Below are 11,557 nucleotides of genomic sequence, written 5' to 3' on the forward strand. Positions count from 1 at the left end.
GTATATGAGCATCTACGTTCCGTTAAAAGATGCGTCCGGTCAAGTCATCGGTATTCTTGGAACAGACATCGATGCGAAGGAAGTCAATGCGCTTACGACGGATCTATTACAACAAAACGCTCCGATTTTCATCGGGTTAATGCTCCTGTTGTTAACGATCACCCTCGTCTTGCTCTACATCGTGCTCGGTCGAAAATTACGTCCGCTCGAGACGTTACAGAAAGTCGCCGCATTGATTGCCGACGGACGACTGAATCAGGCGAAACAGACGTTGAGCGATTTGACAATCGCTTCAAAGGACGAAATCTATGCGCTTGCGATCTCGATTCGTGATATGAATGAGATGCTGCGGACGATGATCGTTGATATCAAACAGACAGCCACTCTCGTCTCGACGACGAGTCAATCGATTGATCAAAGTACATCAGAAGTACTCGACGGATCTGAGCAAATCGCTCATACGATGTCGGAAATCGCAACGGGAACTGAAAGTCAGACGCAAGTCACGCTTTCATTGAATGACGAGATGAATCAGTTCGCAGCATTGATCGAGACGACGAATCAGTCTGGTGTCGAAATTCAAGGAACGACGGATCAGATGGCAATACTGACACGAGTCGGACGGGATCAAATGTCTGCTTCTGTCGAACAGATGCGCCACATTCATCAACATGTCACCCAGTCTGCTGAACAGATTGATCTACTGAAACAGCAATCATCGGATATCCAAACGCTCGTCGGCATTATCCGCGGTATTTCCGAGCAGACGAATCTACTTGCCCTCAATGCCGCGATCGAAGCAGCACGGGCTGGCGAACAAGGCAAAGGCTTCGCCGTCGTTGCGACCGAGGTCAAGAATCTCTCAAGTCACGTCGCAAGTAGTGTCAGTGAAATCGCAACAATCGTCACCTCGATTGAAGACAGTGCGCAACAGATGCAACACAGTTTCAAGACAACGGTTGAAGCAACAGCAGCCGGTAAGCAGATCGTCCTTGATACGGATACAACGTTCGAACGGTTGACGGATCAAGTCACGCACGTCTCGTCAGCAACGCAGCAGATGACGCAACAGATGGAAGACGTCTTGCAGGCAGAACGATTCATTCGCAATGCCTTAACGGAAATTGCCGCTGTCGCGGAAGAGCATACGGCAAGCAACGAGGAAGTCGCCGCTGCGTCTGAACAGATGATTGCGACGATCACGACGTTGCATACGCTCGTCGGTGATTTAAACGCACGAACGGAACACTTAGAACAAGAAGCCCGTCGCTTCGAGATCTGATATCACATTTGTCATGTTTTGGTTCTCACTTTATACTGGTATGAATATACATATGAAGGAGTCGAACCACATGTCCCAATATGATGTCATCATCGTCGGTGCCGGATCCATGGGAATGGCTGCCGGTTACTATCTTTCACGAACCAATCAAAAAATCTTACTACTAGACGCCCACAATCCGCCGCATGATCAAGCAAGTCATCACGGGGAGACACGGATCATCCGCCATGCCTATGGTGAAGGGGAAGCTTACGTACCGCTCGCGTTAACTGCGCAACGCTTATGGTACGAGTTAGAACAGGTCAGTGGTCGGAGCTTGTTCCTGAACACCGGAGTCTTGAATGCCGGTCAACGTTCGTCCTGTTCGATGCAGACGATCATCAAGAGTGCAGCGCAATACGATTTACCGCTCGAGGTCCTGACGGCTGAGGAAGTTAGAATCCGCTGGTCCGGCTTAACGATGCCCGACGATTATATCGGTTGTTTTGAACCGACGTCCGGTGTGTTGAAGTGCGAGGATTGTATTGAAGCGTACCGGAACCTTGCTGTCGCGAACGGTGTCGACATCCGGACGAATGCAACAGTGACGACGCTTACTGCTCATGCCACTGGTGTTGACGTGACGGTTGGATCAGACATCTATTCAGCTGACGCGTTGATCGTCGCAGCCGGGGCTTGGTCTGGTCCGTTGCTCGAACAGACCGGCCTCTCCTTACCGCTTCGCCCGGTCCGAAAGACGTTTGCCTGGTTTGAAGCAGCGGAAGAAGTATTTAACGATACGGCGTTCCCTGCTTTTGCCTTTGATACACCCGCCGGTTATTATTACGGTTTTCCAAGCATCGCTCAAGCCGGTCTGAAAATCGGACGGCACGATGGTGGTATCCCGGTTGATCCGAATCATCCACGCCGTCCATTTGGTCAAGAAGCCGGTGATCTGGCAGATTTACGACAGTTCACGAACACATTCATCCCCTCGATCGATACCTTATCTCATGGTAAAGCATGTCTTTATACGATGACGCCAGACGAGGACTTCATCATCGATTTGCATCCAGACTATCCGCACATCGCGATCGCCGCCGGCTTCTCCGGTCACGGGTTCAAGTTCAGTAGCTTAGTTGGAAAAGTACTTAGTGAATTGATCATGGAACGATCGACGACTGAACCAATCGGACCGTTCGCGATTAAGCGTTTTAAACAATTGAACACATGAAACGATAAAGACCGGCAACGAAAATGCGTTGTCGGTCTTCTGTATCAACGGCATGATGTCACACCGATTCATTCGATTCTTGCTGATTTTTTGCAGCTAGTTTTTCATGCTGCTTTTTTTCATCTTCACTCCACCAGCCGTGAATAAATAATACGAGTCCAACGAGCAATGCACTTATCGGGAAAAACGATAAACCGTATTCTCCAAGGTTTTCTCCTAGAAATTCGGGTGATAATTCAATATACGCTTGGAATAATTGAACGATGAAGAATAAGAAAAAACTAGTAACGAGTGCATATGTACCATAGCGATAACTTATATTTTTCATATGATGACTCCTTTCTTTACAATATTCTAGTATAAATCATTCAAGAGAGGCATCACATTTCCTCTTTTTTCATTATCATTTTTAAGAATGTTTCCAAAAACATGCTAAGATAGTTTTAGGAAACGATTAAATGAAGGAGGGGAACACGACGTGAACTTTAATCTCTTCAAAAACCATGTCCGTTTTAAGATTGCGTTCGAATTGATTGATCTCGAAGATGGTTTATCAATCATGCAACTGAATCAACGCTTAACGGATGTACCGCAGTCGACCTTATACCGGCAAGTCAATGCGATGATGGACGATCAGTTGTTGAAAGTCGTCGCCGTCCATCGTGTCGGAAAAGTCGAGGAGAAAATTTATGCCTTGAACACAAGCGGTTATCAAATTAGCGAAGCAGACTGGAACAGTGCGACGTACGACGAAAAAGTGAATTTCGTCTCGTTCTACTTCATGTATGTCTTACAGCAGTACCAAACATACTTCGAACAGACCGTTCAAACGGAAGGTCAGGACCACTCGACGTTCTCGATTGCTAAACTGCAACTGACGGATGAAACCTTTAATGATTTCCAAGAGGAAATGCAGACTTTGCTCGAAAAATATCATCACTTGGAGACGGAAGACCAAGCAAAAGAACGGACCGTCTCACTCGTCATCTTACCGTAAACACTCTCTGTATTCAGGAGAGTGTTTTTTTATCAATACATCTTTTATTGACTTTTCTATTTTCATTATTGATAATGGAAATAGAAAAGGAGGGTGTTTCATGAATACAGATTTCTCTGCCTTATCACACATCGACTGGGAACGCTTTTTGCCCCTATTATTGATTTACATCTCCATCAACCTGATTCTATTCAGCTGCGCCTGTATCGATTGGTTCAGACGCAAGGACCGGATCGCGACACCGACTACTTGGTTATTGATTATTCTCCTCGTCCAGCCGATTGGCTCGATTCTCTACTTCGTCCTCGGAAGGAGGATGACAGCATGATTCAGATTTCTCATCTCCAGCTTTCACTTCAACGACGTCTTATCCTAGACGATATTTCCTTTACGATTCACGAACATGAATGTCTTGGACTGATTGGTCCAAATGGTGCCGGAAAGACGACACTCCTGAAATGTCTTAGCGGCATGATCGAGAGTGACCGTGGTTCCATCACGATGTCTTCGCGCTCCATCCGTCAACACCAGCGATCGATCGGCTACTTATCACAACAGACCGACTTTAAACCTTGGATGACGTGCGAACAGTCACTGCGTTTTTTCGGTCACTTGTCGGGGCTTGATCGTGCAACGTTAAATAAGCGGATTCCGGACGTTCTACATGAAGTGGGACTCCACGCTCAACAAGCAGAAGTCATTGAACGCTTGTCCGGCGGGATGCGCCAACGTCTCGGAATCGCCCAAGCCATCTTACATGAACCGACATTTTTGATTCTTGACGAACCGGCTTCCGCCCTTGATCCAAGTGGTCGACATGATATCAATCAATTGATTCTCCGCTTAAAGAAACGGATGACGATCATCGTCTCAACGCACTTGTTAGAAGACGCAAAGACGTGTTGCGACCGCTTCCTCGTCATTAAACATGGAAAATTGCTGGGACCGCTCGATAATCAACGCAACGTGGATCAATACCGGATTCAAGTCGAGACGCTTACAGCTGTCCCTTCGTTTTCTGCGACACGATTTCCACGAGTCGAGATTGATCGAATCAACCCGTGCTGCTATCAGTTCTCCGCACAGCAGCCGCTTGACCTCTCACAGTTAGCGACCACTCTGATTCAGCTAGGATGGTCGATTGCTTCGATTGCCTATCAACCGATTGGACTCGAGGAACGGTTCCTCGACATGGTGGCGGACGTATGAGGACGTTTTATACGCTGACGCTGACCGAGTGGTTGGAAGCGTGGAAAGAATGGAAAATCGTCTGGTTACCGCTGTTTTTCATTGCTCTCGGCGTGACGCAACCATTGCTGTTGATGTATATGGATGTCTTGCTCGCACACGTCGGAAACGCGGATGGCATCATCGTTGACCCGAATCGTCCTGCTCCGCAATCACTTGACGTCTTTAGCGCAACGATTCATGGACAGTTCAATCAGCTTGGCTTGATCGTTCTGATCATGAGCTTCATGGGACTGTTAGCGTCAGATCGCCAAACCGGCATGCAGGATTTCATTTTAACGCGTCCCGTTTCTCGGAATGTCTATCTGCTATCGAAATGGTTCAGTCACGGTATGATCAGTTTATTCGGAATTCTAATCGGGGCACTCACGTCCTATTGTCTGACCGTCTATTGGTTCGGATTCCTTTCGCCGGTGCTTGCGCTACGCATCATCCTCGATTTTAGTCTTTGGACGTTGTTCGTCGTTAGTCTGACATTACTGATCAGCACCTTCTTGCAACGCGCTGTACCGATTGGCATCCTATCGCTCGTCGTCTCCTTGCTTCTTGTTGTACTTCCTTCGCTAAAGCCAGACGTTCTATTTTTCATGCCTGGTGCGCTTCTGTCAGTTCCATCGAACACATCGTTTTTTTCTTCGTCCCATCTGTTCGGTGTCATTTCTTGTCTCGTTTGGATTGTCCTCACCCTCGGCTGGTCGGCACTTCGGTTCCGAAAAACGGCTTACTGATCCGGCTCTACAACAAAAAAGGATAACGGAAGCGTTCAGCAGTCCGTTATCCTTTAGTTGGTTGTGTCTTTCGAATCGTTCGTTGTCTTGGGTGCATGGCAAGCTTCGCTTGACGCATCCGTTCAACGGCAGGATCCGTCGCAGCATCGAACGCCGCTAGACTCGGGTAATGACCGACAAGGCGTCCCTGCTCTAAGATCGCGAAGCTGTCACAGAGTTGCTCGGCAGCTTTAATGTCATGGGTGATGAAGACATATGTTAAGCCGTGTTTTCGCTTTAAATCAGCTAGCAAAGCGAGAATCAATCGTTTATTGACCATGTCGAGACTACTGACTGCTTCATCAAGGACGATCAGGCGCGGTTCGGCAGCAATCGCTCGCGCAATTGCGATCCGCTGGAGTTGTCCGCCACTGAACTGCGCCGGATATTTCGTCAAATCCGTCGCCTTGAGCCCGACTTGTTCGATAAGCGTGACGAGTCGCTGTTGCCGCGCATCTCCCTTTAAACGAATGAAGTTATCGAGCGGTTCCGCAATGATATCGGCCGCCGTCAGTTTCGGATTGACGGCGGCGAAGGAATCCTGGAAGACGACTTGGACATCTCCTTGAAACGGTCGTTTTGTCGCATGCCGGTCGACACCGTTGAACCAAATCGTACCGCTTGACGGACGTTCGAGCCCAAGCAACAGTCGTCCGAGCGTACTTTTCCCGGCACCGCTCGATCCGAGCAACCCGAGACAACGTCCCGCTTCAAGCGTCAACGACACATCATGTAAGACGGTCTGTGCTGGTCGAAACCGGCGTTTATAGACGTGTGAGACTTGATCGATTTGTAGTAGACTCATCCGAGCGCCTCCCTTCCGATATGCTGTGCGAGAAGTGACTGCGTATACGGATGCTGCGGTCGATCAAACAATTCAAAAACATCTGCTTGCTCAACGATCCGTCCTTGCTGCATGACGAGGACATCGTCTGCAAGTTCAGCGATCACACCGAGATCATGCGAGATGAGTAACATCGCCGTTCCGTAAGTCGCCCGCATCCGTTCAAGTAATTCAAGAACCGTCTTTTGATTAAAGACATCGAGCGCCGTCGTCGGTTCGTCGGCAATCAAGACGCTTGGGCGCAGGGCAACGGCTAAGGCGATCATGATCCGTTGCAACATCCCGCCACTCAGCTCGAACGGATAAGCTTTGAGCAACCGGGCGGCATCCGTCAGATTGACTTCTTCGAGTGCCGTCATCGCTTGTTGTTTCGCTTCACGTTTTGAACAACGTGTATGGGTCTGAATCGTCTCGATCATCTGGTGCCCGATCGAATAGACCGGTGTGAAGGCACTCATCGGATTTTGCATGATGAACGCAATCTCACCGCCCCGAATCGTTCGCACAGCGCGTTCTGATAAGGATTGAATTGATGTTCCGTTCAGTCTAATATCGCCGGTGACGTCTGTTGTCTGTGGATTAAGTAGACGCATCAAGGCGAGACTCGTCACTGTCTTCCCGCAACCACTTTCTCCGACAAGACCAAGAATCTGTCCAGCTTGCATTGAGAACGTCACCCCTTCGATCAATGTTACTTGTTGTTTCGTACGGACGGTCAGACCGTCGACAGCTAAGATCGGTTCGATACGGGCACCTCCTCTCATTTCATCGTTTTTGATACACCGAATCGTTCTGCTAACTGTTCTCCTACTAGGTTAAAGCTGATGATGACAAGCATGATCGCAAGTCCCGGATAAATCATCAATTCCGGATTCGTCCGGATGTACGATTTTCCTTCGTGAATCATCGCGCCCCACTCGGCTGTCGGTGACTGGACACCAAGCCCGAGGAACGACATCGCCGAGATATCCATGATCGCCCAGCCCATCTCAAGCGTTCCGATGACGAGCAGCGGCGGTAAGATGTTCGGCAGAATGTGCGTCCGGATGATTTTCCACGAAGACGAACCGTTGACGCGAGCAGCGGCGATGAACGCTTCCGTCTTCAGCGTCATGACCATTCCGCGGAACATCCGCGCGTAGTAGACCCACTGGACGAGCATCAAGGCGATGATGACCTGCTTGAGACCTGGACCGAAAATACCGACGAGACCGAGGACGAGAATCAAACTCGGGAATGCCATCACACCGTCACAGAGACGCATCAAGAGTTGGTCGACCCAGCCACCACGGTAACCGGCAAGTGTTCCGACGAACAGTCCGATTGCGAGCGAGGCGACGAAAATCAAAACGGCACAGCCGAGTGAAATCCGTGCGCCGTAAATCAAACGCGACAAGAGACAGCGTCCGAGTTGGTCGGTTCCGAGTGGATAGGCTGACGACGGACCATGGAGCTTTTGCGTCAGGTCGACGAGGTTCGGATCATGCGGTGCGATCCATGGCGCAAACAACGCAATGCCTGCCATCCCGATTAAGACGATGGCACAAAGATAAAGAAGCGGCGTATACCGCAACCGGATCATCGTTGCTGGAAGTGGAGTATTCATACTGCTCCTCCTTTTTTCGCTAGTCGTGGATCGAGTACGGCTTGAATGATATCGACGAGCAAACTGCTGCCGATGAAGACGAGTGCCGCGAGAAAGACGTAGCCTTGGATGACCGGCATATCCCGATCAAAGATTGCTTCGATGAAGTAGCGACCGAAGCCGGGCCACGAGAAAACGGTCTCGACGATGATCGTTCCCGTCAGCAACTTCCCGAGGTTCATCCCAAGACCCGTGATCATCGGCGGAATCGCCATCCGAAGGACGTGTTTGCCAAGAATTCGTCCTTCCTTTAATCCACGTGTACGCGCAAACAAGACATATGGTTCATTCAATGCTTCAATCACACTTCCGCGTAGCAAGCGTGTATACAGGGCAATCAATGGAAACGCGAGTGTCAATGCCGGTAAAATCAAGTGCATTACGCTTCCTGTCCCGCCGACCGGAAACCAATCCAGCTTTACGGCAAAGAAGAAGATGAACAGATACCCGAGCCAAAACGAAGGGATCGAAGCCCCGATGAAGGCGATTCCCCGACTCAGATGGTCAAAGAAGCCATTTTTCTTAATGCCGGCAAGGAACCCGAGTGGAATACTGATGACAAGCGCCAGCAACAGACTCGTCAAAGCCAGTTCGACTGTCGGTGGTAAACGTAACAAGACATCTTCAAGGACCGGTTTACCCGATAGATACGATGTTCCGAAATCAAGCTGCGCCAAGCGGATGACGGCATCGATATATTGTTTATAAAACGGTTGATCGAGTCCGAATTCTGCTCGTTTGGCAGCGAGCAGTTCATCCGTCGGTTGGATATGAGCAGCGGACAGATAGGCCTGTGCCGGATCAACCGGTGACAAATGAATCAACCCAGTCAGAATCAAGACCGCCAGTAACAAAATCGGGATGACGGATAATATGCGTTTGACGAGGAAGACCCCCATGTCATCCCTCCTTTAGTTGATGCCGATACGCGCGAATGGACTCTCGTCTCGGTTCGCAGGGAACTGGAAGTTCGTCACGTCCGACTGATAGATTGCCATCTTCTTCAAGTACGAGATTGGAATCAATGCCCCTTGATCTTGGAGTGATGGCAGAATGTCGGCGTACATCTTCTGACGTTTCGTCTCGTCCGTCGTCTTCAAGACATCTTTGATCTCTTGCAACAGTTGTTCTTTATTCGGATAAGACGAAATCGCTTCTTTGAAGCCGAAGCCATCCGTATCAATCAGGTTCACGAACGTATGCGGATCATACGGTGCACCGAAGTTGCTGTAGAAGTTGATGTCAAATCGGTTGTCCTTGAAGCGCTGGACTTGATCCGGTAATTCGACAGCTTCCGTCTTCAGCTCGACGCCGATTTTCGACCATTCCGACTGCAACGTTTCGGCCATCGCCTTTTGGACCTGCTCGGCCGCATCATACATCATCCCGATTTGCAGCGGTTGACCATCTTTGACGCGGACCTTCTCACCTTTCGGCAGTTTCCAGCCTGCTTCGTCAAGAAGACGATTTGCTTCCTTCACGTCATAATCCCGTTGCTTCACTTTCGAGTTCGATGTGTACGGCATGTTCGGTGGCAAAAGGTAATCAGCCGGTGCTTCTAATCCCGACGTGATCCCTTCAACGAGGGCGGCTTTATCGAACCCGTGCTGTAACGCCTGGCGGACGCGTTCGTCAGACAGACGTTTATTTTTCGTGTTCAAAACGAGGAGACGCGTCGCGACTGGTTCAGACATCTGCGTTTTGTACGACTTATCCGTCTTCAACTGATTGAAGGCATCGATACTGATCGCCCCTTCCCCGTAAATCAGATCAACCTGTCCTTTTTCGAGTGCTAAGACACGTGTCTCCGCATCCGGGATGATGTCGACCTTGATGTGATCGATGTTCGGCTTCGGTCCCCAGTAGTTCTTATTGACCTTAAACGTCGCATACTGATCCGGTTTGTATTCGTCGAGCATCCATGGACCTGTCCCGACTTCCTTTTTGACACCTTTCGATGTATCGCCGTTCTCCGGGAATCCAGCCTCTCCGAGGAAACGGACCGGACGGACGACCGCGAGTTCCTGAATCGTCGGGTAATAGGCTTCGGATAATGTCAGACGGAATGTCTTCGCATCAACCGCTTCCGTCTTCTCGATTTTCGTGATGAAACCAAGCCAGCTATGTAAGGCTTTTTGTTTAAGGATCGAGTCAAAGTTCTTTTTGACGATCGCTGCGTCAAACGTCGAACCGTCCGAGAACTTGACGCCGTCACGAAGCGTGAACGTATACGTTTTTCCGTCTTCAGAAATCTTCCAAGACGAGGCTAAGTATGGCTCGAGCTTTCCACCTTCTCCATAGTGGACGAGTGGCTCATAGATCATCGACTGTGCGAACAGTTGTGATGGATTATAGACGTGTGGATTCATCGTTCCAACGTCGCGTGGCCACGCGAGCGTCAATGTATCTTTATCTTTTCGCTCTCCTGTCGACTCGCCTGGATTCGAGCAGCCGATCAATAACGATGTCAAAGACAGGATCGAGACGGTAGAAATTAGTAATTTTTTACGGTTAACGTTCATGGTAAGCAGATCCCCCAACTTGTATTGATAATCATTTTCAATTGTAAGTGGGAAAGATAAGGATTGTCAATGGATAATCCAGATGTTAACTGGACGTAAAGACGCTTTTTGACAGGGTTTCCACGCTTAACTGAGTAACATTCTGTGTACGCCTCTTGTTTGTAAATAATTGTAATCAACTGTGTTAAGCGGTATCCTAGTTTGTATGCTGCATTTCTTGTCTAAGGAAATCATTTGTACGGAAAGGATGATAGGATGTCACGACTGGTTTCCTCCGTCTCGCTTGTGTTGCTCAGTCTGCTCTTAGTGCTCCCTTTACTGATGATCGATGGACTGATTTTATCCGTCGGAGATGTTTCCTACGACTCGTTCGTTGGTTGTCTCGTATTTCTTTTATGCTTCTATCTTGTCAGTCTACTCGTTAGCGTCGTGTTCGATGGGGTGATGCGTGCGTTCGGTGGCCTTTTTAAACGCCCTGTCTCGAACGTACTCTTTACCGTAGTGAATTTTTGGGTAAGTTTAAGTGTCCTGCTTTGGATGGATCTCTATGCTGAGTCCATCACGATTTCGTTTGCGACGAAAGTCGTCCTCGTTTTTATCCATACATTGTTGTTTTATTTGATGCATCACTTGAGCGACTCGACTGCTAAAGCTTCCGAAGTCACCGAATCACTTGATCCAGTCGTAAAGGAAGCCCTCCGCTTGTTAGAGAATGAGGATCCTGTGACATGTATCGAGACGTTGTGTCTCAGGTTTCCTGACCGTACGAAAAAAGACGTCATTCGGATCGTGCATCGCCTACATAGTAAGTAAAAAGACCTGATCGTTTCTGAGGAGATTCAGAAGCGTCGTGTCTTTTAATATTTCGTCATTTCTTCGCCTGCTCATAGAACTGATACGTATTCTTTCCTGACGACTTAGCGGCATATAGTGCAACGTCCGCCTGTTGTAACAAGACTTTTAACTCTGGACGAAATTCGGTGTCATATATCACAATCCCGATACTCGTCGACACGCGGTAATCTGTTTCCCACTCACT

14 protein-coding genes are annotated in these 11,557 nt (G+C 48.9%); 7 read left to right on the top strand and 7 right to left on the bottom strand.

The genetic code is table 11. The features are described from left to right. The first annotated feature begins 4 nt into the window (after positions 1 to 4). Together B4F99_RS09060 and solA are read left to right on the top strand one after the other, a co-directional pair. Complete coding sequence (locus B4F99_RS09060; RefSeq protein WP_290757092.1) at positions 5 to 1,282, top strand: methyl-accepting chemotaxis protein; 1,278 nt, start codon at positions 5 to 7, stop codon at positions 1,280 to 1,282. Between the two features lie 70 nt (positions 1,283 to 1,352). Beyond that, positions 1,353 to 2,495, top strand: a complete 1,143-nt coding sequence (solA, locus tag B4F99_RS09065; RefSeq protein WP_290757094.1) for an N-methyl-L-tryptophan oxidase — start codon at positions 1,353 to 1,355, stop codon at positions 2,493 to 2,495. 58 nt (positions 2,496 to 2,553) lie between these two features. On the opposite strand, the gene B4F99_RS09070 is transcribed toward solA, so the two are convergent. Next, positions 2,554 to 2,823 carry a hypothetical protein gene (locus tag B4F99_RS09070; protein WP_290757098.1) on the bottom strand — a complete coding sequence of 90 codons (270 nt, stop codon included), beginning with the start codon at positions 2,821 to 2,823 and terminating at the stop codon, positions 2,554 to 2,556. A 150-nt stretch (positions 2,824 to 2,973) separates the two neighbouring features. On the opposite strand from B4F99_RS09070, the gene B4F99_RS09075 reads away from it, so the two are divergent. The 4 genes from B4F99_RS09075 to B4F99_RS09090 all read left to right on the top strand — a co-directional run bounded on the left by B4F99_RS09075 (position 2,974) and on the right by B4F99_RS09090 (position 5,468). Next, positions 2,974 to 3,492, top strand: a complete 519-nt coding sequence (locus B4F99_RS09075; protein ID WP_290757101.1) for a transcriptional regulator — start codon at positions 2,974 to 2,976, stop codon at positions 3,490 to 3,492. Between the two features lie 100 nt (positions 3,493 to 3,592). Then, complete coding sequence (locus B4F99_RS09080) at positions 3,593 to 3,820, top strand: PLDc N-terminal domain-containing protein (RefSeq protein WP_290757104.1); 228 nt, start codon at positions 3,593 to 3,595, stop codon at positions 3,818 to 3,820. Beyond that, positions 3,817 to 4,701 (top strand): ABC transporter ATP-binding protein, encoded by an 885-nt coding sequence (locus B4F99_RS09085; protein WP_290757107.1) that lies wholly within the window; start codon positions 3,817 to 3,819, stop codon positions 4,699 to 4,701. Before B4F99_RS09080 ends, B4F99_RS09085 begins: the two co-directional genes overlap by 4 nt. After that, on the top strand, positions 4,698 to 5,468 hold the full coding sequence (locus B4F99_RS09090; RefSeq protein WP_290757109.1) for an ABC transporter permease: 771 nt from the start codon (positions 4,698 to 4,700) through the stop codon (positions 5,466 to 5,468). Before B4F99_RS09085 ends, B4F99_RS09090 begins: the two co-directional genes overlap by 4 nt. 46 nt (positions 5,469 to 5,514) lie before the next feature. On the opposite strand, the gene B4F99_RS09095 is transcribed toward B4F99_RS09090, so the two are convergent. Genes B4F99_RS09095 through nikA form a run of 5 tightly spaced genes read right to left on the bottom strand, consistent with a single transcriptional unit; the run spans position 5,515 to position 10,518 of the window. Beyond that, positions 5,515 to 6,312: an ATP-binding cassette domain-containing protein gene (locus B4F99_RS09095; RefSeq protein WP_290757112.1), complete on the bottom strand. Its 798-nt coding sequence runs from the start codon at positions 6,310 to 6,312 to the stop codon at positions 5,515 to 5,517. Continuing rightward, entirely contained in the window at positions 6,309 to 7,115 is an 807-nt protein-coding gene (locus B4F99_RS09100; protein ID WP_290757115.1) for an ABC transporter ATP-binding protein, read from the bottom strand. The genes B4F99_RS09095 and B4F99_RS09100 overlap by 4 nt, the downstream gene beginning before the upstream one ends. Next, on the bottom strand, positions 7,112 to 7,957 hold the full coding sequence (nikC, locus tag B4F99_RS09105; protein WP_290757118.1) for a nickel ABC transporter permease subunit NikC: 846 nt from the start codon (positions 7,955 to 7,957) through the stop codon (positions 7,112 to 7,114). Before nikC ends, B4F99_RS09100 begins: the two co-directional genes overlap by 4 nt. Further along, positions 7,954 to 8,895: a nickel ABC transporter permease gene (gene nikB / locus B4F99_RS09110; protein ID WP_290757121.1), complete on the bottom strand. Its 942-nt coding sequence runs from the start codon at positions 8,893 to 8,895 to the stop codon at positions 7,954 to 7,956. The genes nikC and nikB overlap by 4 nt, the downstream gene beginning before the upstream one ends. 12 nt (positions 8,896 to 8,907) lie before the next feature. Continuing rightward, a complete protein-coding gene (nikA, locus tag B4F99_RS09115; RefSeq protein ID WP_290757123.1) occupies positions 8,908 to 10,518 on the bottom strand; it encodes a nickel ABC transporter substrate-binding protein in 1,611 nt (536 codons plus the stop codon). Positions 10,519 to 10,773: 255 nt separating this feature from the next. On the opposite strand from nikA, the gene B4F99_RS09120 reads away from it, so the two are divergent. Next, on the top strand, positions 10,774 to 11,331 hold the full coding sequence (locus B4F99_RS09120) for a hypothetical protein (RefSeq protein ID WP_290757126.1): 558 nt from the start codon (positions 10,774 to 10,776) through the stop codon (positions 11,329 to 11,331). Between the two features lie 55 nt (positions 11,332 to 11,386). On the opposite strand, the gene B4F99_RS09125 is transcribed toward B4F99_RS09120, so the two are convergent. Continuing rightward, on the bottom strand, positions 11,387 to 11,557 hold a 171-nt coding region (locus B4F99_RS09125; RefSeq protein ID WP_290757195.1), incomplete at its 5' end, for a GGDEF domain-containing protein.

This window comes from Exiguobacterium sp. UBA3491 (assembly GCF_002377745.1).
GTDB lineage: Bacteria > Bacillota > Bacilli > Exiguobacteriales > Exiguobacteriaceae > Exiguobacterium_A.

Bases quoted from the DNA above. Each gene is read 5' to 3' on its own strand.
- B4F99_RS09060 (WP_290757092.1), top strand. From the start codon at position 5: ATGAGCATCTACGTTCCGTTAAAAGATGCGTCCGGTCAAGTCATCGGT.
- solA (WP_290757094.1), top strand. From the start codon at position 1,353: ATGTCCCAATATGATGTCATCATCGTCGGTGCCGGATCCATGGGAATG.
- B4F99_RS09070 (WP_290757098.1), bottom strand. From the start codon at position 2,823: ATGAAAAATATAAGTTATCGCTATGGTACATATGCACTCGTTACTAGT.
- B4F99_RS09080 (WP_290757104.1), top strand. From the start codon at position 3,593: ATGAATACAGATTTCTCTGCCTTATCACACATCGACTGGGAACGCTTT.
- B4F99_RS09085 (WP_290757107.1), top strand. From the start codon at position 3,817: ATGATTCAGATTTCTCATCTCCAGCTTTCACTTCAACGACGTCTTATC.
- B4F99_RS09090 (WP_290757109.1), top strand. From the start codon at position 4,698: ATGAGGACGTTTTATACGCTGACGCTGACCGAGTGGTTGGAAGCGTGG.
- B4F99_RS09095 (WP_290757112.1), bottom strand. From the start codon at position 6,312: ATGAGTCTACTACAAATCGATCAAGTCTCACACGTCTATAAACGCCGG.
- B4F99_RS09100 (WP_290757115.1), bottom strand. From the start codon at position 7,115: ATGAGAGGAGGTGCCCGTATCGAACCGATCTTAGCTGTCGACGGTCTG.
- nikC (WP_290757118.1), bottom strand. From the start codon at position 7,957: ATGAATACTCCACTTCCAGCAACGATGATCCGGTTGCGGTATACGCCG.
- nikB (WP_290757121.1), bottom strand. From the start codon at position 8,895: ATGGGGGTCTTCCTCGTCAAACGCATATTATCCGTCATCCCGATTTTG.
- nikA (WP_290757123.1), bottom strand. From the start codon at position 10,518: ATGAACGTTAACCGTAAAAAATTACTAATTTCTACCGTCTCGATCCTG.
- B4F99_RS09120 (WP_290757126.1), top strand. From the start codon at position 10,774: ATGTCACGACTGGTTTCCTCCGTCTCGCTTGTGTTGCTCAGTCTGCTC.